This window comes from Paraburkholderia sp. (assembly GCF_036488795.1).
Taxonomy (GTDB): Bacteria; Pseudomonadota; Gammaproteobacteria; order Burkholderiales; family Burkholderiaceae; genus Paraburkholderia.
Genome location: NZ_DASXHA010000061.1, coordinates 45701 through 69489, shown reverse-complemented (window position 1 = coordinate 69489; position 23789 = coordinate 45701). Strand labels below are relative to the sequence as shown.

Annotated in this window: 24 protein-coding genes; 16 read left to right on the top strand and 8 right to left on the bottom strand. The window is 58.7% G+C overall.

Features of this window, described 5'->3' with window-relative positions; genetic code table 11:
- Window positions 1-29: 29 nt before the first annotated feature.
- Together VGH41_RS07910 and VGH41_RS07905 are read right to left on the bottom strand one after the other, a co-directional pair.
- A complete protein-coding gene (locus tag VGH41_RS07910) occupies window positions 30-1031 on the bottom strand; it encodes a sugar ABC transporter substrate-binding protein (protein ID WP_331596815.1) in 1002 nt (333 codons plus the stop codon).
- A gap of 443 nt (window positions 1032-1474) precedes the next feature.
- Window positions 1475-2779: an MFS transporter gene (locus VGH41_RS07905; RefSeq protein WP_331596814.1), complete on the bottom strand. Its 1305-nt coding sequence runs from the start codon at window positions 2777-2779 to the stop codon at window positions 1475-1477.
- 327 nt (window positions 2780-3106) lie between these two features.
- Between VGH41_RS07905 and VGH41_RS07900 the strand changes: the two genes are divergently transcribed.
- Entirely contained in the window at window positions 3107-4309 is a 1203-nt protein-coding gene (locus VGH41_RS07900) for an L-dopachrome tautomerase-related protein (RefSeq protein WP_331596812.1), read from the top strand.
- Window positions 4310-4331: 22 nt separating this feature from the next.
- On the opposite strand, the gene VGH41_RS07895 is transcribed toward VGH41_RS07900, so the two are convergent.
- Window positions 4332-4913, bottom strand: a complete 582-nt coding sequence (locus VGH41_RS07895) for an alpha-ketoglutarate-dependent dioxygenase AlkB (protein WP_331596811.1) — start codon at window positions 4911-4913, stop codon at window positions 4332-4334.
- 167 nt (window positions 4914-5080) lie between these two features.
- Entirely contained in the window at window positions 5081-5434 is a 354-nt protein-coding gene (locus tag VGH41_RS07890; protein WP_331596810.1) for a BON domain-containing protein, read from the bottom strand.
- A 696-nt stretch (window positions 5435-6130) separates the two neighbouring features.
- On the opposite strand from VGH41_RS07890, the gene VGH41_RS07885 reads away from it, so the two are divergent.
- From VGH41_RS07885 to VGH41_RS07830, 12 genes are all read left to right on the top strand, one after another.
- Window positions 6131-6640 (top strand): DoxX family protein, encoded by a 510-nt coding sequence (locus VGH41_RS07885; protein ID WP_331596809.1) that lies wholly within the window; start codon window positions 6131-6133, stop codon window positions 6638-6640.
- Between the two features lie 124 nt (window positions 6641-6764).
- Window positions 6765-7340: a sigma-70 family RNA polymerase sigma factor gene (locus VGH41_RS07880; protein WP_414696623.1), complete on the top strand. Its 576-nt coding sequence runs from the start codon at window positions 6765-6767 to the stop codon at window positions 7338-7340.
- The gene (locus tag VGH41_RS07875) at window positions 7337-7978 is read left to right on the top strand and encodes a DUF1109 domain-containing protein (protein WP_331596807.1); all 642 of its coding nucleotides are present in this window, start codon (window positions 7337-7339) and stop codon (window positions 7976-7978) included. Before VGH41_RS07880 ends, VGH41_RS07875 begins: the two co-directional genes overlap by 4 nt.
- 293 nt (window positions 7979-8271) lie before the next feature.
- Window positions 8272-8949, top strand: coding sequence for a haloacid dehalogenase type II (locus VGH41_RS07870; RefSeq protein WP_331596806.1), 678 nt, complete (start codon window positions 8272-8274; stop codon window positions 8947-8949).
- Window positions 8950-9423: 474 nt separating this feature from the next.
- The gene (locus tag VGH41_RS07865) at window positions 9424-10311 is read left to right on the top strand and encodes an alpha/beta hydrolase (protein WP_331596805.1); all 888 of its coding nucleotides are present in this window, start codon (window positions 9424-9426) and stop codon (window positions 10309-10311) included.
- 70 nt (window positions 10312-10381) lie between these two features.
- Window positions 10382-11359 carry a zinc-binding alcohol dehydrogenase family protein gene (locus tag VGH41_RS07860; RefSeq protein WP_331596804.1) on the top strand — a complete coding sequence of 326 codons (978 nt, stop codon included), beginning with the start codon at window positions 10382-10384 and terminating at the stop codon, window positions 11357-11359.
- Window positions 11360-11602: 243 nt separating this feature from the next.
- Entirely contained in the window at window positions 11603-12142 is a 540-nt protein-coding gene (locus tag VGH41_RS07855; protein ID WP_331596803.1) for a carboxymuconolactone decarboxylase family protein, read from the top strand.
- Window positions 12143-12264: 122 nt separating this feature from the next.
- Window positions 12265-13665: an FAD-dependent oxidoreductase gene (locus VGH41_RS07850; protein WP_331596802.1), complete on the top strand. Its 1401-nt coding sequence runs from the start codon at window positions 12265-12267 to the stop codon at window positions 13663-13665.
- Window positions 13666-14516: 851 nt separating this feature from the next.
- Window positions 14517-15425 carry a LysR family transcriptional regulator gene (locus VGH41_RS07845; protein ID WP_331596801.1) on the top strand — a complete coding sequence of 303 codons (909 nt, stop codon included), beginning with the start codon at window positions 14517-14519 and terminating at the stop codon, window positions 15423-15425.
- Window positions 15426-15717: 292 nt separating this feature from the next.
- On the top strand, window positions 15718-16488 hold the full coding sequence (locus VGH41_RS07840) for an SDR family oxidoreductase (RefSeq protein WP_331596800.1): 771 nt from the start codon (window positions 15718-15720) through the stop codon (window positions 16486-16488).
- Between the two features lie 243 nt (window positions 16489-16731).
- The gene (locus VGH41_RS07835; RefSeq protein WP_331596799.1) at window positions 16732-17433 is read left to right on the top strand and encodes an alpha/beta hydrolase; all 702 of its coding nucleotides are present in this window, start codon (window positions 16732-16734) and stop codon (window positions 17431-17433) included.
- 126 nt (window positions 17434-17559) lie between these two features.
- The gene (locus tag VGH41_RS07830) at window positions 17560-18318 is read left to right on the top strand and encodes an aldolase (RefSeq protein WP_331596798.1); all 759 of its coding nucleotides are present in this window, start codon (window positions 17560-17562) and stop codon (window positions 18316-18318) included.
- Window positions 18319-18487: 169 nt separating this feature from the next.
- On the opposite strand, the gene VGH41_RS07825 is transcribed toward VGH41_RS07830, so the two are convergent.
- The 4 genes from VGH41_RS07825 to VGH41_RS07810 all read right to left on the bottom strand — a co-directional run bounded on the left by VGH41_RS07825 (window position 18488) and on the right by VGH41_RS07810 (window position 20524).
- Window positions 18488-19069 carry a CGNR zinc finger domain-containing protein gene (locus VGH41_RS07825; RefSeq protein ID WP_331596797.1) on the bottom strand — a complete coding sequence of 194 codons (582 nt, stop codon included), beginning with the start codon at window positions 19067-19069 and terminating at the stop codon, window positions 18488-18490.
- A gap of 209 nt (window positions 19070-19278) precedes the next feature.
- Window positions 19279-19611 (bottom strand): alpha/beta hydrolase, encoded by a 333-nt coding sequence (locus tag VGH41_RS07820; protein ID WP_331596796.1) that lies wholly within the window; start codon window positions 19609-19611, stop codon window positions 19279-19281.
- A gap of 60 nt (window positions 19612-19671) precedes the next feature.
- On the bottom strand, window positions 19672-20109 hold the full coding sequence (locus VGH41_RS07815; protein WP_331596795.1) for an alpha/beta fold hydrolase: 438 nt from the start codon (window positions 20107-20109) through the stop codon (window positions 19672-19674).
- Between the two features lie 181 nt (window positions 20110-20290).
- Complete coding sequence (locus VGH41_RS07810; protein WP_331596794.1) at window positions 20291-20524, bottom strand: hypothetical protein; 234 nt, start codon at window positions 20522-20524, stop codon at window positions 20291-20293.
- Between the two features lie 331 nt (window positions 20525-20855).
- Here VGH41_RS07810 and hmpA point away from each other — a divergent pair, with 331 nt between their 5' ends.
- From hmpA to VGH41_RS07795, 3 genes are all read left to right on the top strand, one after another.
- Entirely contained in the window at window positions 20856-22067 is a 1212-nt protein-coding gene (gene hmpA, locus VGH41_RS07805) for an NO-inducible flavohemoprotein (protein ID WP_331596793.1), read from the top strand.
- Window positions 22068-22339: 272 nt separating this feature from the next.
- Window positions 22340-22477, top strand: a complete 138-nt coding sequence (locus VGH41_RS07800) for a hypothetical protein (protein ID WP_331596792.1) — start codon at window positions 22340-22342, stop codon at window positions 22475-22477.
- A 452-nt stretch (window positions 22478-22929) separates the two neighbouring features.
- A complete protein-coding gene (locus VGH41_RS07795) occupies window positions 22930-23766 on the top strand; it encodes a 3-keto-5-aminohexanoate cleavage protein (protein ID WP_331596791.1) in 837 nt (278 codons plus the stop codon).
- Window positions 23767-23789 lie beyond the last annotated feature (23 nt).

Sequence of the window (23789 nt, the reverse complement as noted above, 5' to 3'; positions counted from 1 at the left end):
CGGCGGGTCTCCCGGTTGCTTAGGGAAGCTTAATTTCCCCAGCAGTTCTCCAGACCGAACTTCGTGTCCTTGCCGTCCACGCCGCTCATCGGCTTGTCGGTGATCAGCGTGACACCGGTGTCGTGATAGCCCGTGGCCTTCTTGCCGGTCTTGGCGTATTCGACACCGGCTTCGACACCCTGCGAGGCCATCTTCAACGGATACTGCTGCGAGGTCGCCGCAATCGCGCCGGCCTTGACGTTGCGCACGCCTTCACAGCCGCCGTCGATAGACACGATCATCACGCTCTTGTCCTTACCCGCCGCCTTGAGCGCGCGATATGCACCCGCTGCAGCCGGTTCGTTGATCGTGTAGACGACGTTGATATCCGGCGATTTCTGCAGACAGTTTTCCATCGCCGTCTGGCCCTTCGCCTGATCGCCGCGCGTGTCCTGGCTGCAGACGATCGACGGGTCGCCTTCCTTCACGCCGAAACCCTGCAGGAAGCCGTTGTGGCGGAGCACGCCCACCGAGACGCCGGGCGCGAGGTCGAGCGTGGCGATCTTCGCGGGCTTGCCGGCCATCGCGGCCTTCGCGTACTGGCCAATCAGCACGCCGGCCTTGAAGTTGTCGGTGGCGAAGAGGGCGTCGGTGGCGTCTTGCGGTTCAGTCGGCGTATCGAGTGCAATCACCATCACGCCAGCCGCGCGGGCCTTCTTGATGCTCGGCACGATGGCCTTCGTATCGCTTGGCGTGATGAGGATCGCCTTGGCGCCCGCCGTCATCATGTTTTCGATCGCGGTGACCTGGCTGGCATTGTCGCCGTCGAACTTGCCGGCTGCCGTTAGCAGCTTCGCGCCGTCTTTCTGCGCGGCGGCATCCGCGCCCTGTTTCATCTTCACGAAGAACGGGTTGGTGTCGGTCTTGGTGATGAGGCCGACGACCGCCTGATCAGCCGCCTGCGCGGCGCTGCCGCACCATACGGCGGATGCGGCGACGCATAACGTGACGATGCTTCGGACGACGGGCTGCCTGCGGGATTGCTGCTTCATGGGACGCTCCTCCAAATAATTGACAACGACGTTGTGGACTACGGTCGATTCAATAGCTGGGCGCTGTACGCGCCTCTGGTGCTGGCGGGAGTGACTAAATCACTTGCCTTTATTTAGTACAGCAGGTGGGCAGTCGGGTGTCAATAAGGGGTTTGGAGCTTGCGCACCACGACGGGACCGGCTGCGGGATCGCTCCGCCCCAGCCAGATGCGCGGTGCGGGGTTTGTGCGATGCAGCGTTGCAGGGACGTTCCTCGGGAAAGTCCCTATCTTGTGCGAGGGGGAGTTACAGCGATGGCGGCCCTGGGACCGGAGAGAGGCGCGTTGATCGCCAGGGTTCCTGGGCAGACGCGGAAGGTGTGGTCAGGCGAGCGATGCGCTCTGGTGGTGCGTACCACAGCCACAGCCTGCTGGCTGTGGTACGCGACTGTGCGCGGCAGGTGCCTAGTGGCTTACCCGTTCTCGCGGCTGAAAAAGCGCGAGACATGCGCCGACGAACAGTGCTGCGGCGATCGCGTAAATGCCGGCATTGGTGCTGTTGGTCACGTCCTTCAGCCAGCCGACAATGGTCGGACTGACAAAGCCCGCGAGGTTGCCCACCGAGTTGATCAGACCAATGCCGGCCGCGGCCGCGCTGCCGCCCAGCATGGCGCTCGGCCACGCCCAGAAGACGGGCATGGTGGCGAGCACCCCGGCAGTACCGAAGGAGAGGGCCACCATCGCGACGCCGACGTCGCCGCTAAAGAGGGTGGCGGCCAGCAGGCCGACGCTTGCCATCAGTGCAGCGGCCGCGAAATGCCAGCGGCGCTCACGCCGACGATCGGCGCTTCGCGCGATCAGCAGCATGGCAACGATGGCGCAGGCATAGGGAATGGCCGTCAGCATGCCGATGTCGAACGCATCCTTGACGCCTGCGGCCTTGATGAGCGTCGGCAGGTAAAAGCCGACGCCATAGAGGCCCATCATGCAGCAGAAGTAAATGGCTGCCATGAACCACACGCGACCGTTGCTCAGCACGCTGGATACCTTGGCGTGCAGCTTGCCTGCGCCGTCCTCTGCAATTCGCGCTTCGAGCAACTGCTTTTCGGATTCCGTCAGCCATTTGGCGGCGCGAATGCCGTTCGGCAGATAAACGAGTGTAAGCACGCCCAGAATAACGGAGGGGATGGCCTCCAGCACGAACAGCCACTGCCAGTTCGCCAGACCGTGCACGCCATTGAATGCCTGCATGATCCAGCCCGACAAGGGACCGCCCACGACACCCGCGACCGGAATGCCCATCATGAAGAGCGCATTGACGCGGCTACGGCGCTCGGCCGGATACCAGTACGTCAGATACAGAACGATGCCGGGAAAGAATCCCGCCTCTGCGACGCCAAGCAGAAATCGTAAGACGTAGAAGGACACCGGTGTTGTCGCATACAGCGTGGCGGTAGAGATGACCGCCCATGTGATCATGATGCGGCTGATCCAGATCCGCGCGCCGAAACGGTGCATCAGGACATTGCTGGGAACTTCGAAGAGGAAGTAGCCAATAAAGAAAATGCCGGCGCCCAGGCCGTAGACCGTGTCGCTGAACTTCAGGTCGTTGAGCATCTGCAGCTTGGCGAAGCCGACATTCACGCGGTCAAGGTAAGCGGCGACGTAGCAAAGAAACAGGAAGGGCAGAAGACGCCAGGTGACCTTGGAATATGCGAGAGATTCGAACTTGTCCCGATCGATGCCGGGATTCAGGGTTGTAGCGTTCATTGACTCTTATGCTTTGAGGGTGTTCTGTAAGGACCTTCGGCTATGGCGGAAACCGTGATTACCGGATGCGCACCCGGCAGCTTACTGAAGAATTCAGTTTCATGCTGCAGCCTCTGTGAAAGCTCGTTGTGGACGCGTCGGCTTGCGCAGGCGACGGCGCCGGGCGTCTCGAAGTCGCCATGCCTTGACAGGGTCCGCCCGCGTACCTACCATCAGCCGGCAAATGTTGAGTAACTGCTTAGAAAAACAAAAAGCGAGCGCAGGATAGTGCGCCCAAAAGACGCCTTGGTCGAGTCCGTTTGAATTGCGATCACAAGGAGACACCTCATGAACAGAGACGACTTGCAGCAGCCGATGCGCCGGCGCGTGCTGGCTTCCCTTGGCGTCGGACTGCTCGGCACACTCGGCATCGGCAGCTCGGCGAGTGCCGCTTTGCCGTCGAGCGACGCATCCGCCGGGCACGCGCCGCGTCTCGAAACCGTGGCCACCTTCGGCGACGACTTCCGGCTCGTCGGTATAGGCGTATCCCGGCACGGACGCGTATTCGCCACTGCGCCGTCATCGATCAAGCGTTCCCGCTATAGCGTGGTCGAAGTCGATCCGGCGAGCGGCGCCCTGACCCCCTTTCCCGACGAAAGCTGGAATGTTTTCAAGCCCGACGAAGACGGCGCGCATCAGTGGATTTCCGTGCAGGCGCTCTGGGTCGACGAACAGGACCATCTGTGGGCGCTGGATTCATCGTTACCCTCGGTGGATCAGAGTCGTCAGCCACCGAAGCTGGTCGAATTCGATCTCGCGACCCGTAAGGTGGTGCGCCAGTTCGACTATGGGAATGTCGTCACGCCCAAGGATTCGATCAACGACATTCGCATCGACCTCAAGCACGGCTATGCCTACATCAGCAATGCAGGCAATGCGGGCGGCGTGGTCGTCACCAACCTGAAAAGCGGCGAGTCAAGGCTTTTGCTGGCGGGAGACCGCTCGAGCGTGGCGGATCCGGACCAGCATCTGATGTTCGGTGACCGTATTGCGCGCAAGCCGGACGGGGGTGTGCTTGTGTTGCAAACCGACGGCATTGCGATTTCTCCAGACCGCGAGTGGCTCTACTATCGGCCTTTGACAGACCACCACTATTGGCGGATCCCGACGGCTGCGCTCATCGACACATCGCTGTCTGCGCAAGACCTGTCGCAGCGCGTGCAGTCCCTGGGCCAAGGCGCGCTGACCGGGGGGCTGATCATGAGCGGGGCGGGGGTGTTGTACGGCGGCGACCTCGAGAATCGCACCGTGGTCGCGTTCGATGTGATCGAGCGGGACGGCAAACCAGCACTGCTTCAGAAGACCTTTGTTGACAAGCATCCACAGCTTTCCTGGGCCGACGGCTTTGCCATACAGAATGGCTACCTGTATATCTCGGACTCCCACTTGCACGAGCTCGACAATGTTTCAAACGGCTATCCGCGCGAGGGTAAGTTCACCATTTTCCGGGTCCGTTTGCCGAAGCAGCCCGCACATGCGCTGGCGGGGTGAGCCCGGCTTCTTATGCGAGGCGTCATGACGCAAAGCATCGGAACGCGAGGCTGATGCGTGAATCGGCTATGCCCGCCGTCTTGGGGATGCCGTGTTCGTGCGTGAACTGCGATGCGTAGCTCATGACGAGGCAACTGCCGGCTTCAAGGTCGACATGTACTGTCCGGCCGCTGCCTGTCTTCGGCCGGATCAGCATTCTGCGCGTCGCACCCAGCGACAGGATGGCGATAGGCCGGGCTGGCACCAGCTTCTCCGTCTTGTCACTGTGCGGCGCCACGCTGTCGCTACCGTTGCGGTAAAAATTCAGGCCCACGCGGTTAAACGGTGCGTCAACCAGCGAACGAATGGCGCAGAACGCGTCGACGAGCGGTGCGGGTAAATCGCCGCCGTCGCTGGAGAACGTCGCGAGAAGGCGAGGCACCGCGACCTCGCGGTCGTACATGAGGCGCTGCTGGCTGTTCCAGGCGACGTTCTGGCGCGTTTGTTCGAACCACGCGTGCGCGGTAGATAAGGGGATCAACTCAGGTAAATAGCGGATGCCTCCCTCTGCGTCGTGGACGAGGCAAACAGGGAGTGACTCGAACAGGCCAGGCTGGTAGCTCATGAATCTAACCGTAGATCTTGACGGCGCATGCGCACGTCGCGGGCTGGGTGATTGAGCTGATTATACTGTGTTTTTATACAGTGTCCGGCGTTGCCGGAACCGTCTCGATGTCCGTCCAACCCAAGGGTGGGCAGACGGACATCGTGTGCGAAAGCCTGGGTTACCGCCTAGTTGCCTGCCTCATGCATGCTCAGGTTATTGGTGACGCTGGTGACGCCGGACACGCCGCCTGCGACCTTACCCGCAAGCTGGATTTCGTCGTCGGTGGGCACGTTGCCTTCGAGTGTCACGACACTGCCTTTGACAAGAATGGTAATGCCCGATGAGTCGAGATGTTTCGTGTGGGTCAACGCGTGACGGACAGATTTTTCAAGCTGGTGATTGTGCGCGCGAGCTGCCTTTTTCGACGACGGAGGGGCGGCGTCCGAAGCTCCTGAGTCTGTTTGGGCACTGACGTATGGAGCTGCACCCAGTGCGGCGGCTGCGAGAAGGGTGATCGTGATTGTTTTCAGCGTCGTCATTAGAGCGTCCTCGAAGAAGTGGAGAATGAAAACTGCGTGAAACAGCCAGCATCGACATTGTGGTTGCAATACGCGCGTATCTCATGAGATCTCTCCGTTATGGCATCAGATTCGGTTCTCTCGGGGCAACCTGATTGAAGAGCCAGCAGACGGGGGATAGGAGCGAGAATGAGAATACTCCAAAGAAAAAAAGAATGCTTTTTTAGTGAGCAGTACTCGCAATAAAACATTCATCTTGTCAGAGACGCGCGCGGGGGGAAACACATCATGCGGTACTCACTTCGCAAGCCGGATTGCGTTACCCAGTAACGGCAGCAGATTCGACGACTCATATGCAACGACTGTATACGGCTATCACGGGTTTGGGAACAGTCAAATCGGTGCATGAGTCGATCATCGAAGATTTCGCTGCTTTTTAGTCTGTCGTATGACGACTATATGACTTGCCTCGGCAGACGAGCCGTTTGGAAAGTGCCGGCACGTCACGCTGAAAACTGTTGTGCGCCCATCCAGACGGCCATACCTCGCGTGAAATGGCGGGAAAAGACGGACCGAGGCGCGAAACAATGGCGAAAAAATATTTGGCTTCGGCTGTAACCGCGTGCCCACCATTGACGAACTACAAAGGGAGCGGGCTGTTTGCCGCGCCGCTTCGGCGGTTGTACTTTGCTAACGTTCGTTATGAGGCTATTGCGCATGGGTACTGTCCGCCAGTTGTTTCGTCTCACTGATCCTGCCTGGCTGAGAGACGAATTGGGCCTGCTTCGATGGGCGCCGCTGCCCTTGCGGCTGATCGTCGGTTACGGATTCATGGAGCACGGCTATGCAAAGATCGTCAAGCACCCGGAGGTATTCGCAGGCATTTTGCACGCGATCGGTGTGCCGGCGCCGCACTTCATGGCGTGGGCCACAATCGTGATCGAACTGGTGGGTGGCTTTGCGGTGATCGCCGGTGCGTTCGTATCGCTCGTCAGTCTGCCGATGATCGCGGTGCTGCTTGTCGCGGCAGTGACGGTACATCTTCCGTACGGTTTCTCGTCAATCAAGCTGCTTGCAGTGACGCCGGCCGGCGCGCAGTTTGGTCCGCCGGGCTATGAGACGGATCTTCTGTATATCGCGGGTCTTGTCGCGCTGGTGTTCGGTGGATCGGGACCGTTGGCAATCGATGGCTGGCGTGGCCGCATGAGACGCATGCGGCGCTCGTGAGCGCACTCGGTGAAAGCCGCCGTACGGCAGGGTCGTGGATCCGGCAGACCGGCGGCGCGCAAGGCAATCTGGAAGGACGATGGCGCTCGACGACGACAGGGTGGAGCAGGCTTCTGGGAGCGCCGTGATACGCGCCACAAAGACTGGACAGATGCGCCCTGTCGAGCTGCGTCTGCGGGGCTTGCTGATCCGTTCGCTGGACGGCGACGCGGCATCGTATCGCGCATTTCTGCAGGATCTGACCGGACATCTGCGGGCATTGCTACGCAAACGCCTGCACCACCTGCCGCACGATATCGAAGACGTGGTGCAGGAAATTCTGCTCGCGGTGCATAACGCACGCCACAGCTGGCGCCCCGACGAACCCTTGACCGCGTGGCTTAACGCAATTGCGCGCTACAAGCTTGCGGATTACCTGCGGGCACGATCGCGTCGTGAGGCCTTGCAGGATCCATTCGATGACGAAGCGGAGATCTTTGCGGTGTCGGATACGGAACCCGCCGAGGCAAGCCGCGATGTGCACAAGCTGCTCGACCAGTTGCCTGACCGGCAGCGTCTGCCGATCGTCCATACGAAGCTGGAAGGATTGTCCGTCGAGGAAACGTCGCGTTTGACGGGGTTATCGGAGTCGGCGGTGAAGGTTGGCGTGCATCGCGGGCTTAGGGCATTGGCATTGAAGATTCGGGGGACCTCCGGATGAAAACAGACGATCTGATTTCAATGCTCTCAACAGGCGTTGCACCTGTTGAGCGGCATGTCGCTGCGAAGCGTCTGGGCCGCGCGCTCGTGTTCGGCGTACTGGGCGCGCTCGCGATCGTGATCCTCGGTTATGGTGTGCGGCATGACATTAGCGTGCTGATGCGCGCGCCTCTCTTCTGGGTAAAGCTTGCGTGGCCGGCATGTCTCGCCGTTGCCGCGCTTGCGGCCGCCGCGCGTCTCGCTCGGCCTGGCATCGAAATCGGTGGCTGGTGGGCTGGTCTCGCGGCGCCCGTGGCGCTCGTGTGGCTCGCCGCGCTATTGCTGCTCTGGCTCGCTCCGCCGGGCACGCGCGAACATCTGCTGATGGGTCGCACATGGCGCTCGTGCTCTTTCAACATCGCGCTGATTTCGTTACCGGCGTTCGTGGCCGTGATGTGGGCAGCACGCGGCCTCGCACCGACCCGACTTCGGTTAGCGGGCGCGGTAGCCGGACTCGTGGCGGCAACCATCGGTGCGCTTGCCTACAGTCTTCGATGTCCGGAAATGAGCGTGCCGTTCTGGGCGACATGGTATGTGATCGGGATGTCGATTCCGACAGCCGCTGGGGCCCTGCTAGGTCCGAGTGTGCTTCGGTGGTGAGCCGCGAGGCTCGACGCTTCGCTTTGTTGAGATGGACACGAGGCAAGTGATGCGTTCGTGCATGGAGCGAGGCGGGCGGTTTTTGCCTGGTATCACGTCTGAAACGAAGGAGCGACCAGAATTTGTGGGGTGCGGTCTAACGTCAACAGGCGGGCAAGCAGCATTGAACTGCGCGACGACTGGCTATGTACCGGCGCTCATACCTGATATGAGTCCGTGGGGGCACATTGGAAACCTGTGTAATAAATATATACTGGTTTCAATGCTGGATGTCCCGGCGCGAGGAGACAAGAGTGGATTCAATCAAAGCTTGCGTGTTCGATGCCTACGGAACCTTGTTCGATGTGCACTCCGCTGTGATGAAACATGCCGACGAGGTGGGGCAGCACGCTGAGGCACTGTCGACTGTGTGGCGTCAGCGGCAACTTGAGTATTCGTGGACGCGTACCCTGATGAACCGATACGTCGACTTCTGGGTGTTGACGGGCGAAGCCTTGGACTTCGCGCTCCGGAGCTACCAGCTGGAGGGTCGCGCGGAGTTGAAGAAGACGCTGATGAACGCCTATTTTGAGTTGAGCGCGTATGAGGACGCGGCAGAAACCCTGCGAAGACTCAGAGAGATGGGGAAGAAGGTAGCGATACTGTCAAACGGTAATGATGCCATGCTGCGAGCGGCTGTCAGTGCTGCGGGCATAGCAACTGTGCTCGATGCGTGTCTTTCGGTCGACGAGTTGAGGATTTATAAACCAGACCCGCGGGTGTATCAGTTCGCTTGTGATCGTCTGGGTGTACTGCCCAATCAAATCTGCTTCGTTTCTTCGAACGCTTGGGACCTCGGTGGGGCCGCCACATCTGGTTTCAACGCGGTACGTGTCAATCGTCAGAATGGCCCACTCGAGTATGAATTTGCACCGTTGCGCGGACAGGTTCATGCATTGGCCGAGCTTCCTGCATTGCTCGCGGCCTGGTGACGAATCGGTGACCGGATGTAGAGGGAACACGTGCGGCGCGACTTCACCTGTATGGATTCTGAAAAACTGTGCTTCCAGTAGACAGCAAATCTGGTGCGGGTTTTTGTTGAAAGCCCGGTTCTTTGAGGTGGAGACCCGCGCATCCAGGGCGGGTGACGTCGTGCCGCTCCCGTGATTTTCGTGCCGCGTGCGATCCAGTGAACGGGGCCCCGAATGCCTAAAAAGCCTTGTGAAGCTTGGGTTTTCGGGGCGACACGGTGGATCTGGTCAGCGTCGAAATACGCACAGCCGCTGTCTTATACAACAAAGCGACGAGAAATTCCAGCACGCAGCCTCGCCGCCGTGGATGGAAAAGGACCGCCAGTTTGTGTAACCAATAAAACTGACATTGACAAGTTACCGGAGCGGACTAGGATAGAGCCTGCAAGTGGCGCTTCAGTCAACCCAATTTGTGTGATCTAAAGGAGCTTAATCATGACGACAACCAACGGTGTGCCGGCGGTATCGGTGAAACGTATTGAAGCAGACGGTGTGGATGTTTTCTACCGCGAGGCAGGGGCGAAGGACGCGCCGGTTGTGCTGCTTTTGCATGGCTTTCCGTCATCGTCGCACATGTATCGTGATCTGATGCCGCGACTTGCCGACAGCTACCGTGTCATCGCTCCGGACCTGCCGGGGTTCGGATTCACGAACGTCCCGGCGGCGCGCGGCTATCAGTACACCTTTGATGCGTTGGCAGAAACGATCGCGGCATTCGTGGATAAGCTGGAGCTGACCAGGTACGCAATCTATGTGTTCGACTATGGCGCGCCGACGGGTTTTCGTCTGGCAGTCAAGCACCCGGAGCGGGTATCGGCATTGATTTCCCAAAACGGCAATGCGTATGAAGAAGGCCTGGGGGACGCATGGGATCCTATCCGCAAGTATTGGGCCGACCCGTCTGCGGCGAATCGAAAGGTTGTCCATGATGCGATTCTGAATTTCGAAGGCACCAGATTTCAGTATGTGCATGGTGTAGCGAATCCAGACTCCATCGCGCCAGAGTCGTACACGCTGGATGCGGCGCTACTTGAACGCGCCGGTCAGAAGGACATTCAGCTTGATCTGTTTCTCGACTACGCGTCGAATCTAAAGTTGTACCCGACCTTCCAGAAGTTCTTCCGTGAAGCAAAGCCGCCAACCTTGGCGATCTGGGGGAAAAACGATCCATTCTTTATTCCTCCGGGCGCCGAAGCCTATCGTCGCGATGTTCCGGATGCCGTTGTCACAATGCTCGACACGGGACATTTCGCGCTGGAGACACACGTGGAAGAGATTGCGTCGGCAATCAAAGAGTTTCTTGGCAAAAACCTGAGCCGGTAAGAGTCATCGGCGCAGTGTCGTTTGCCCTGTGTTTGGGCTTCGTGATAACGCCTGGTATTGGAGGTACGTTGTGAAAGCAGTCGTCCTGGATGGTTTTGGTGGTCTTGACGTATTGGTGTTCAAGGACATTCCGAAGCCCGAACCAAAAGAGGGAAGCGTCGTAATCAGGATCAAGGCGTTCGGTATTAACCATGCCGAGATGCATATGCGTCGTGGCGAATGGGCAGAGGCGGCTCCAGTTAGCGGCATCGAGTGCGTCGGCATTGTCGATTCCTGCCCGGGCGGTGAATTTGCTGTCGGCGCGAAGGTTGCGGCGCTCATGGGCGGTCTTGGCCGGACGATCAATGGCAGCTACGCAGAATACACACGTGCCCCGGTATCCAATGTTGCGGCAATTGAGTCGGATCTGCCGTGGGCGGAGCTGGCAGCAATTCCGGAAACGTATTCGACCGCGTGGACGTGCCTGTTCCGCAACCTGAAGATTCAGCGTGGTCAGACGATCGTTATCCGCGGAGCCACCTCGTCGTTCGGTTTGGCCGCCGTCAACATGGCCGTCAATGCAGGGCTGACCGTCATCGCGACGGCGCGCAATGAGGCACGGTTCGAAAAGCTGAAGGCACTCGGTGTGAGCCGCAGTGAAATCGAAAGTCCAGACCTGTCATCGCGGATTGCAGAACGCAAGCAAATAGATGCGGTGCTGGATCTGGTAGGTAACAGCACGGTGCTCGACTCGCTCGCCATGGTGCGTCGCGACGGCAAAGTGTGTCTCGCGGGTTGGCTTGGCGGCCTTGCGCCAATCGCCGACTTCAATCCACTGCTTCAAATGCCCAGTGGGGTCGACTTTACGTTTTTTGGGAGTTTCGTATTTGGCACGCCAGGGTTTCCGTTGTCCGATGTTCCGTTGCAATCCATTGCGGCCGACATTGCCGCCGGGAAGTATTCGGCGGCACCGTCGCGCATCTTTCGTTTCGATGAGATTCGTGAAGCACACCGTGTAATGGAGGCAAACGAAGCGAACGGAAAGATGGTGGTGGTGCACGCGGAATAAGCGCGAGTTGGGGCGAAGCGTCGCCGATCAGTCGCTGGCATAAAGCCCTACCCGGAAGATCGCGGGTAGGGCTTTTTTTATTTCGGACTTCGCATCCGCACATCGCGCGGCATAGACGTCAACACGAATCCGGCTTGATCCCGAATGATACTTTTTAGTCTTAGATTGAGAAGCATGGTACTCAACAGGAACATTTCCGGCGCCTAAAGTAGAGACTCCTAACCACCACTGAAGGAATTGAACATGAGCCGGATCGCTATCCCCGCTATTGCCACCGCCACTGGCGCCACCGCCGAGGTATATGCCCAGGTCAGGAAGATCGCAGGCGGCGGCGTGCCTAACCTGTTCGCTGCATTGGGACATCTCGCCCCGGCCACTCTGGCGGCAGCGCTAAACGCCGAAGGCGCCTTGGCGTCGAGCAGCCTGAGCAAGCAGGATCTGGAAACCATCAAGCTACTCGTAAGCGAGCAAACCGGCTGTGATTACTGCGTGGCTGCACACGTGATGCTTGGCAAGATGACCGGACTGCCGGCAACCGCTCTGCGCGCGATTCGTGCTGGCCAGCCCACCGGCGATGTAAAGCGCGATGCCCTGGTGCACTTCGTCTTGAATCTGCAAAAGACAAGCGGCACCATCAGCGAGAGCGAATTTGCCGCCATTCGCGCTGCAGGCTACACGGAAACGCAACTGGCCGAGATTTCGCTGGCGATCGCCATGACGATCTTTACGAACACCTTTAATCGCATTAACGACACCGATGTCGACATGCCGCCGGCTGACTGACAGCAATGCGGATTAGCGCGTGCGTTACAGCGTAACGCGCGCGCTTGCGCTAAACCTTTCGGCAGACATGAAGTGCGATCATTAAGCAGTGGATGTGCCTCTTAGTCAAATTGGAGAACGTTATGTCTCAAGTTGAACATCTCGATACGCTGATCCTTGGTAGCGGCCAGGGCGGCAAACGTCTGGCATGGCACCTGGGCCACTCGGGCCAGCGTGTCGCTGTAGTCGAGCGGCAATGGGTGGGCGGCTCATGTCCAGCGGTGGCCTGTCTTCCCAGCAAGAACGAGATCTGGAGTGCACGAATTGCTTATTTGACCCGACATGCTGCGGGCTTCGGCACAATCACGGGGCCGCTTGCGATAGACATGTCGAAAGTTCGCGACCGCAAGATCGACATGATTGAGCGTGAGGTGGCGCTGCACCTTAAGGCGTATGCCGCAAGCGGCGCTGAACTGATCATGGGCAGCGGCCGGTTCATCGGGCCGAAAACGATGGAAGTGCAACTCAATGATGGCGGCACGCGCACGCTGAGCGCAGACCAGGTAGTCGTGAACGTCGGAACGCACGCGGCGATACCTGATGTTCCCGGACTGCGCGACGCTCAACCGCTCACTCACATTGGCGCGCTGGAACTCGACTATGCGCCGGCACATCTCGTGGTGCTCGGCGGGGGTTATATCGGCATCGAGATGGCACAGGCGTACCGCCGCTTTGGCAGTCGAGTGACAGTCATCGAGCACAACGAACGGCTGATGAGTCGGGAAGACGCCGATGTGAGCGATGAGGTTCTTCGAATTCTGAACGCCGAAGGCATCGACGTCATTTTGAGCGCCGAAACGGTAAAGGTGGCGGGCCGCTCCGGAACGGGCGTCAGCATCGTCCTTCGTACCGCTTCGGGCGAGCAGGTGATTGAAGGCAGCGACATCCTTGTTTCGGCAGGGCGGGTTCCGAATACGGCCGGCATCGGGCTGGAGGCAGCGGGTATTGAACTGGACGAACGAGGGTACATTCGTGTGAACGAGCGGCTCCAGGCGGCGACGCCTGGCGTCTGGGCGATCGGCGAGGCGGCCGGTAGCCCGCACTTCACCCATGTATCGGTCGACGACTTCAGGATCGTGCGGGACAACATGGCCGGCGGAAATCGCACGACCAGCGACCGATTGATTCCATACACGATGTTCAGCGATCCGCCGCTGGCCCACGTAGGGCTCAGTGAAAGCGAGGCGCACCGAAAAAATATCGCCATCCGGGTGGCGAAGGTACCCATGACCAATGTGTTGCGAACTTTCGCCACCGACGAGACCCAAGGCTTCATGAAGGCAATCATCGGTGCAGACGACGACCGGATTCTGGGTTTCACAATGATCGGCGCCGAAGCGGGCGAGGTGATGACCACCGTGCAGACGGCGATGCTGGCGGGTATGCCGTATCAAACCCTGCGCGACGCGGTGATTTCGCACCTGACATACGCCGAAGGGCTTGGCGCGGTTTTGTCGAACGTGCCAGCTTTGCCGGCGAAGTAACGCCGCTAAAGCGTCTGACGTGCGCTTGATCTCCACCTTTAGCCGGTTGTCCGGGTTGGCAATCGAAGCAGGTGGGGGTCAGCACCGCGACGAGAATTCCCCAGAGTCGTACCCAACCGAATCGACCTCACGGTTTTCTGGCTGAATCGCGGCCGGCAAACGCACAAGCCGATGTGACGCGCGTTTTTCTTCGCGCCGAACACGCGAGTAGTGAGTTCCGCAGCCGGCCAACCTGGATATCCTTCCAAGCTTCTTGCGCTTACGCTAAGGGAGGCATACGGCGGAGTACTGCAGGCTGCGGGCTGAAAATTAGCAAGATCATTCATTCATGGCACTTTCAAACTCTGAACGGCAGAGGCGCTATCGCAAGCGGCGTCTTGGACTGGGAGGTAAGCACGAGCGCATCACCTGCCTGGTAACCATCTCGACGAAGCGAAGCGTCGAACGTCTCGCCTATCACTTCGGCTGCACGATCACTGACATGATCGAACGATTAATAAAAGAGAAAACCGCAAACGTACTTAGTGAGCTAGACGCGGAAGGGGAGTACAGATTCTTTGCACAGGGAGCGTCCACGGAAGACGCTTAGGCGCATCAGCAGGGGCATACAACATCCAGACGAGCCGTTTGCCCAGGATGTTTCGTCGGACAATACCGACACGGTTAGAGTACCGGCGGACTACGTGAGCGGCTCCGGGAAGTCGGAGGCAACAGGAATCAACCTGTCATTGAAGGCGCAACTGCAGGAGGCATATCATGGCTCGATTGGAGCCGTGTGCACGCCAGCACATGAACACCATAGCCGTGGACCGAACTTGTTCAACCAACGATGTCGTTACCCGGACCTGCCTATGAAAAATAACCTCGACCATCAGCTTCGATTGTTTCTGGAAATCGCCAACAGCAAGTCACTGTCGGCCGCAGCAGAGACGCTGTCCCTGACGCAATCGGGGTTGAGCAGGCAACTGGCAAGCCTGGAGGAATATATCGGTCAACCGGTGTTCTTGAGACACGGCAGAGGAGTGCACCTCACAGAAGCGGGCCAGAAGCTGCTGGAGGCGGCGAGTTCCGCGTACCAGCTGGTCGACAACACGATTATCCAGTTGCGTAACCAGCATGGAGTCACGGACGGCAGCGTTCACGTGGCGACCATCCATACTTTGAGCTATTACTTCATGGCCGAAGTCGTCGCCAAATTCATGGCGCAGAGACCCAATGCGAGCGTCGCCCTGCTTGGGCGTAGCTCCCCAGGGGTTGTTGAGCTTGTTGAGGCGGGAAGGGCGGAAATAGGCTTCGTATACGACGCAGCCGTTGCGTCTGATGACCTGAACATCACGCCCCTTTTTGAGGAGGACATGTGCCTCGTCGTACACGAGAATTCGAAATTCGCGTCCAGTGGTAGCGTCGACCTGCGGGTGGATATGCCACCCCTTATCGTGTTTCCGGCGGGCTATGCACTTCGGCGCATGCTGCACACCAGGGACTTTGACGCAAAGGTCGCGGCGGAAGTCGAGACGGTGGATGCAATGCTCAAGCTCGTCTCTTTGACCAATGGGCAGTGCATATTGCCGAACCTGATTCCGGCGAAGTTGCTTCAGGAATACCAGCTAATCCGGATAAAAATCGAGCAACCGATGATGCGTCGGCGCATCGTCGCGATTACGCGGCGCGGCCGACCGCTTTCGGCGATGACAGCGCTGATGCTCGACATCGCGCGTGAAAGCGCTTCGAAAGCTGATGGCCGGTCATACCTGCTATGAACGCTTGTTCATAGCTCTTGCGGTCAACTTCTTCGATACTAGATTCAACGCGACGGGGAAACCGGGTAACACGCGACGCAGGTAGCGTGAAAAGCGGGAGACCGTTGGAGCCGGCGGTGCGATACAAGCAATGGTAATTAGAAGTACAGACAAAACCTTACTGGCGAGTGTCAACAGATCAGATCGCTGCGCAAGCTGCAAGAAAGAGAGAGATTTGATTCTGTGAACACGAGCGGATCGAGGGGCGGCAGGTGCCGCGCGTCAATTGAAAACTCATCAGGAGGTATTCGAAATGGCTAACAAAGTCGCGATCGTTACCGGTGCAAGCCGCGGGATTGGCCGTGCGACTGCTATCAGGTTGGCGCGAGATTTCAAAGGGGTGGTGGTGCTGGCACGCAGCGCAGACCTTCTGAAGGAAACCGCGGCGGAGGTTCGATCGGCAGGGGCGGAGCCGTTGGAGTTGGGTTTGGACCTGCGTGAACCTGAGGCTGCGAAGACAGCGGTGTCACGAACACTCGAGAAGTTTGGACGGATCGACGCCGTGGTGAACATTGCAGGCGCGGTGCCACAAATTGACGTATTGGAGATGACGGACGAGCAGTGGGACGACGGATTCGCGCTGAAATTGCATGGTGCGAGGCGCCTGGCGATTCATGCATGGGACTCACTGAAGGCATCGAATGGATCGGTGCTATTCACATCCGGAAATTCGGCGCAAGCACCGAAATCGGCATTTGCAGCAGTGGCGACTGTGAACGCGGCAATCGTGGCAATGGCAAAGGCGTTTGCGGATCGGGGCATCACGGACCGCGTTCAGGTGAACAGTCTGCTACCTGGTCCGGTGATGACGGGGCGCCGCAGGTCATACATGGAGAAGTACGCTCCAGCGCACGGTATGACCGTGGAGGAAGCTCTGGAAAAATTTCCGGCCCAGGTCGGGATCACGCGATACGGCGAACCCGAAGACATCGCAGAGTTCATGGCCTTTGTATTGTCCCCGGCCGGCCGGTGGATCGTGGGCTCGACACTCCGGATGGATGGCGGCGAGATTAAGGGCGTTTAAATCTGCGGGCGGCCGCTTTGGCTCAAAGAGCTTATGCAACGTCTGTTGGCGGTCTCGAACCTGTGGCGTATCGGCCAGATAGACGCCCCGAGATTGCTGAAGCGAATATTGGAGAAACAGGAATGAAAGGGTCGGTCTTCGCAGAGCGGTTCGTATTGCCGGCAAGCTTAAACAACTGGGCGCACTAAAGCAGTGACAACGGCGGATTAGGCTTAACTTTCTCGGACTCGATGAGGATTGGACATGAACTTTTTTACTAACGGTGCAACGGTAGTGTTGGCGCATGGTGCGTGGGCGGACGGCTCGAGCTGGAGCAAGGTCATTTTGCCGTTGGTTCAGGCCGGTCTGAGGGTGGTGTGCGCCCCTTTGCCGTTGACATCGTGGCGCGACGACGTAGGGGTGGTGGAGGGGATCGTCGACGAGGCAAGGGGTCCCGTGATTCTGGTGGGACATGCATATGGCGGCGCGGTCATTAGCGGCGTGCTCTCGGACAAAGTGAAGTCGCTGGTGTTTGTTGCTGCGCTGGCGCCAGACGAGGGGGAAACCGTTGCCGATGTGTTCTATCGTGACGAAAAGCATCACGATTCACCAGCGCTTGCGCCGGACGCGAAAGGGTTCATCTGGATGCCGGACAAGGGATTCGCCATGGCGGTTTCTCATCTGGCGTCCGCGGAAGAGAATGTGGTCGGTGCGGCTGTGCAACGACCGATTTCGGTGCATTGCATTCAGGAAAAAGTCGGTCGTCCGGCGTGGAGGAACACCCCAAGCTGGTACCTGCTTGCAGAGGAAGACCGCATGATCAATCCAGTCACCCAGCGCTTCATGGCAGAACGCATGGGGGCGCAAGTGCGATCGCACGCAGTTGACCATAGTCCGGCTATTACATCCGCGAACACAGTTGTGGACGTCATTCTCGAGGCGGCCAACGCAACCGCGACGGTGTAGGCGGATGGACCAACGGCATTGAGTTGCCATCAGTCACGAGTCGGCTTGCTCGCGTCCGCAACGTGGGTGGCGCGGTCACTGGCTCAACAGGCGCGAATATTCGTGTTTAGGGAAATGGAGGCTTTGATGGAGTTGCGAGCCAGGCAATATTTCAATGACCGGGCAACCCGGGAGATGAAAGAAAACCTGAAACCGAAGGAGCGCACGCTTCAGGAGAAACTGGCCTACGCATGCCGTATCCTGGCAATGACAGGTCAGGAGGCAGGTCTCGCCGGGCAGATTACCGCGCGCTCGGACAAACCGAAATGCTATTGGACGCTGCGTTTTGGGTTGGGTTTTGACGAGGCGACGCCCGATGACTTCATTGAAGTCGATGCAGATCTGAACACGATCAGCGGGAAGGGCATGGCAAATCCGGCAACACGTTTTCACTTGTGGGTGTACGAAGCGCGTCCGAAACGACAGGCCATCATTCACACGCATTCGCCGTATGTTTCGGCACTGGTTGCCGCGCGGCAACCGTTGGTCATTGCGCAAATGGATATGACTCCGCTACATAACGACTGCGCATTTCTGGCTGATTGGCCGGGCGTGCCGATCGCTGACGAGGAGGGCGTGATTATTTCGGCAGCGTTGGGAGACAAGCGCTGCATTTTGCTGGCGCACCATGGTCAGTTGACGACGGGCGCCTATGTGGAGGAAGCCACCTATCTGGCCGTGTACCTGGAGCGGGCCGCGAAGATGCAGATTCGGGCGCGCGTATTTGGACCCGTTACGCCGGTCCCAGACGAATTGGCTGCTGAGGCGCACGACTATCTGCTCAAGCCGTCAATCGTAAAAGGTACGTTTGACTATTGGTGCAGACAGACGGACCGTTCGCTGTAAGATTGATTCGTGAAGGGCTGCTTTCCATGCACCGGCTGTTGGCCTGACTGGAGGCTCGGTTGCAATGATTGCAATTGCTCTGTCGCTTCAGCCACGTTCTGCATGGCTAGCGAACGAGGGGAGCATCGGCCGCCAGCGCTTTGGCCCTGCGGCTGTTGAAACCCCAGTGCTACTGATCCATGGCGTCTTTTTGGCGCTCGCGAAACTTCGCCACTTTGTGGCGATTTCCGCAAAGAGCCATGCTGCACCAGCGCCGACGATGTGCCTTTGTACGATCATAAAACCACAGCACGCAATCTTCCGCTTCGCACTTTCGGACCAGGTCAAAATCGCCCGTCGCCAGTAGCTCTGCCGCTGCCTCGGCGACCTGCATCAACAACTGTTCGGGCGTGTCCTTCTCGTGCTCGTGCCGCACTTCCAGCGTCCCATCCGGCCGGCGCACCAGCTCAACCCGGTACCGCCCGCGCATCAGGTAAGCGTTCAGCGCATTGATATCAACCTTCTTACCGGACTTGCGCTGCATGACAAGTCTGCGTATCACCTCACGCAAAGCTTGCGCTGTGTCTGCCAACACTTCACGCTTGCAGGATGGCTGATCGCCTGTTTCGAGATACCCCATCGCTTTCAGCCAGTCGACCACATCTTTATTCTTTTGCAGATATTCGTGCGGCCCGTCTGCGCCTTGCGCGACTGTGTTCATGAAATCAAGCGCGGGATCATCGGCAAGCATCAGAAACTCTGGGGCAGGCATCAGACGTTCTCCAGTAACCGGGAACGCAGTGTAACCTATAAGAATGTGCTTGACAAGTTACGCGTACGGTGAGCCTTCTCCCGGGTTTTGTAACCGGTATTCGCAATATACAACAGTCGGCACGAATTTTCTGTCGCGGTAAAAGTCATACGATTCGAGCGTGGTGCCGAGCTGGCAGTTGACCTTGTGGACTGGAGGGGAAAGCCAGACTACGTCGCAGCGAACTCCACAATCAATTTCCCAAGGGCTTGTGGCGCATCCTCCGGCAAGAAGTGCCCGGCATCTTCAATGACTTCGAGTCGCGCGTCCTGCATGGCGTCTGCCAGCTTCCTTCCATATGACAAAGGCTGAAACTCGTCCTGCGCTCCCCACGCGACAAGGGTGGGTATAGCCAGTTGCTCAATTTCTGCTGTCCGCTGAACCAGCTCTTCACTGCGGAGGGCGCGGGCAGCTCTAAGGTAGGCTTTCCGTCCTGCCGGACCCGCGAATGGACGCTCATACTCGGCAATCAATTCGGGTGTCACTTTCGATTTTTGAACCATGCCTCGCTGGAAGCCCTTCGCGAGGCCTTTCTTCAGGTCGAATTCTTCGGCGCCGAGTATCTAGTCCCAGACTGGCTCCTTGAGCCGGGCGATCCCGGGTTCGGGAAACGAGTCGTATGCGATCGTATCGACAAGGACCAGTTTTCGAACCATCCGGGGCCGATTTGCGGCGAGTAACTGTGCGACACCGCCGCCGATGTCGTGGCCGACGACTATGCCGGATTCCCAGTCAAGCTGTCCCAGCGCTTGCTCGATCAGTTGCGCCTGATTCGCGATTCCAAGGTCCACATCTGCGGGTTTTGATGATGCCCCGTACCCAAGCAGGTCAAACGCGACCCAGCCAAGCCTGGCGTCCGTAAGGCCGGTCGCCACGTTTCGCCATAAGTACTTGCTAGTCGGGATTCCATGAATGAAGACTATCGAAGCACGGTCCCCACTGCTGGCGTATGCGAGCCGTTGACCATCGACCTCAAGGAATCTCTCTGATCCGTGCGCCATAGTCGAGTGCCTCCCTCTTCACTGTCTGCATGCTCATCGCGAAGCTTCCTTGCACTACCGGAACAATCATAAGCGCGATTCGATTTGCCGGCATTTTCAGCGGCATTTTCAGCGGCATTTTGTCCACCAGGCGCGTTACGCATTATCCGGCCAGACCGGCGACTCAACCAGAAGTCTGAAGTCAGTCGCTCCGGGCGGAGGCGAGGTTGTCGTCCGGATCGATTCCGAGCATCAACAGGGTGTCACGTATCAGGTCATCCTCTGCAAGCGTTCTTTCAACGGACCCCGCCGGAAAATCGCCTGGGTTCTTCTTGCCTTTCGCCTTTCGGATAATGTCGACCGTCATGCAGAATGCCAAGGCTTCCAGGTGAGCAGGGTGCGCGTGAGATTTTGGGTTGGCGTCGTTGTGTTCCATGCTCGTATTACGGCGACGATTCGCTGAACTTTACCCCTGTCGCCGGTCCCTGCCAGCCTGGCCCGTCAGGTCAGCTGGTTTTTTCCCGCAAGAAAAGTGCGAACAAATTCGTGGTGCAGGAAGTGGACTGTGGCACAGCACGAACAACTCCTTATACGGGGCGGCTGTTTATGTAGCGCATGCCTGAAGCTAGAGTGAGGAGGTTCGCTGATAGGGCGGCAAGCCGGGGCAGCGACGCGATCTGTTGCCATGTAGTGGCGTTGCGCTCTACAACTGCGGACGTCACAAGGCAGTTGGCGCCGGATCCACTCTCTTGCAAAGGTGAAAACCTATGTTGACGCAGAAAACGAAAGACATCGTGAAGGCTACGGCTCCGGTGCTGGCAGAGCATGGATACCCGATCATCGCGCACTTTTATAAGCGGCTGTTCGAAGCGCATCCGGAACTGAAGAACGTGTTCAACATGGCGCATCAGGAGCAGGGCCAACAGCAGCAGGCACTCGCGCGCGCAGTGTACGCGTATGCAGAGAACATCGAGGACCCCGCAAGCCTGAGTGCGGTGCTGAAAAATATTGCCAACAAGCACGCGAGTCTGGGCGTGCGACCCGAGCAATATCCCGTTGTTGGCGAACACCTGCTGGGCGCAATCAAGGAAGTGCTGGGCGACGCCGCAACCGACGAGATCATCTCGGCGTGGGCGCAAGCTTACGGCAATCTCGCAGACATCCTGATGGGCATGGAATGCGAGTTGCGCGAGCATGCCGCGACGCAAACGGGAGGCTGGACCGGCTGGCGTACCTTTGTCGTGCGTGAGAAGTGCCCCGAAAGCAGCGTCATCACGTCCTTTGTTCTTGAGCCGGCCGACGGCGGGGCGGTAATGAACTTCGAGCCCGGGCAATACATCAGCATTGCGCTGAAGGTGCCGGCGTTGGATTTGCAGCAGATTCGCCAGTACAGCCTCTCAGATATGCCGAATGCGCGCAGCTATCGAATTTCGGTGAAGCGCGAGAGCGGTGGCACGCAACCACCAGGGTATGTCTCCAATCTTTTGCACGATCACGTGAAGGTTGGCGACGAGGTCAAACTGGCCGCGCCGTATGGCAATTTCCATATCGACGTGAACGCCGGGACGCCTATCGTACTGGTCAGCGGTGGGGTGGGGCTGACGCCGATGATCAGCATGCTTAAAGTGGCGATCAGGAACCCGGAACGGCGAGTGGTGTTCGTGCATGGCGCGCGCAATAGCGGGGTGCACGCAATGCGCGACCGGCTGCGCGAGACCGCAAAAACCTACGCGAATTTCGATCTGATCGTGTTCTACGATGCACCTCTGCCGCAGGATGTCGAGGGCACGGACTACGACTACGCCGGGTTCGTCGACGTCGCGTCGATCAAGGATTCAATTCTGTTGCCCAACGCCGATTACTACATCTGCGGTCCGGTGCCGTTCATGCGGATCCAGCATGATGCGTTGAAAGGTCTGGGCATCCATGAAGCACGCATTCACTATGAAGTGTTTGGACCGGACCTGTTCGCGGAGTAACACGCAACGGAAGCCGAGCATGCGTTGATAAGCTTGAGCGAATTTGTTTGCCGCTGCTCCGCGTGAGTTCTGACTGCAAGATGCCGAGGGCAGGGACATCATCAGGCCGCGTTGGCGTGCCCCATTTGGGGGCAGGCTTTCGGCGTTGAAAGCAGGGAGCATCGACTACGACATGAAAGAAAATTAATTTGACGTGTTGCGGTGCCGCAAGATTGGCCTATAATAGGGTTATTACCTAGGTAGTTCACCCTAGCTTCGAACAGGAGTTTGCCATGAGCGACATTACTACCACTTCAGCTTCCACCCTCAACAGCTTCTTTGCCCGCGTCGTAGCCGCGGCTCGCTATGCACTGCAACTGCATCTGCAAACGTGCGCAATCATTGCTGAATCGTATCGCCGCCCGAATTAAGCCACGGCGGCCGCAGGCCGCGAGAGGCGCGCTGCTCAGTGTCTGCACGATGCGTCCATGTCGTCTGCACCGGTCCATGCTGGCTGCGCCCGTCTGCAGCGGTGGCGCTTTCTTCTGTTGAATCGGCATCTGGCTGAGGGTATTGAAGCGCATCAGCGCGCACGGTTGGTCTCACCCCGCTTCATCTTTTCCTCTTCTCGCACACCGCGCCGCGTGTCCGGTGGAGCATGCCAGCATTCCTCTCCCGCATGCTGCCTCGTTGACTCTGCACGCGAGTACCGCGCCGCATCGCACCGCGCCGCTGCAATTGCACATCGGTCGTCAGCGCTTTCCTCCTCCCGATTGACCTACACTGAATGACTGGACAGTGCGTTGTCTGTTTGCCGGACGCGCGGTTCACGACGGATGCCATCCAGGCAACCCGGCTCTGACGACGAATGCGGAGTGTCACTATGGCCCAGCCCTGCATCATCTCGGTCGCGATCACAGGTTCGGTGCCGCGCAAGAAGGATAATCCGGCCGTGCCGGTCACGATTTCCGAGCAGGTCGAAAGTACTCACGAAGCTTATGAGGCTGGCGCGTCGCTGGTTCATCTGCACGTGCGCGACGAGCAGGAAAACTCCAGCTCCGATCGCACGAGCTTTGCGAAGCTTCAGGAAGGCATTCGCCGGCACTGCCCGGACATCATCATCCAGTTTTCGACGGGCGGACGCGGCCGCTCATTCGAGCAGCGCGGCGCCATGCTCGACCTGCGCCCGGATATGGCTTCGCTCGCGACAGGCTCGGTTAACTTTCCGACCACGGTTTATGAAAATCCACCGGACTTCGTCCGCTCGCTGGCAAAGATGATGCTCGATCACAGCGTCAAACCGGAAATCGAGGTTTTCGATCTGGCGATGCTCTACAGCACTGCGGATCTCGTCCAGCAAGGGCTGCTCAAATCGCCCGTGCATGTGCAGTTCGTGATGGGCGTGAAAAACGCGTTACCGGCGCGCCGCGAGATTCTCGAGTTCGAGGTAGAGCAGCTTAAAAGCTTGCTGCCGGATGCCACATGGGTCGCGGCGGGAATCGGGCGTCATCAGCTCGAGGTCAATCACTGGACGCTGCAGATGGGCGGCCACTGCCGCACCGGTCTCGAAGACAACGTGCGCTGGGACAAGGAGACGCTTGCCAGTAGCAATGCACAGCTGGTTGCGCGCGTGGCGACCTTATGCGGGGAGTACGGACGGCCGGTGGCCACGGCGGCGCAAGCGCGCGACCTGTTGAGGTTGCCTGCCGTCGCGGTTTAACGGCGCGACAGGTAGCTCGACAT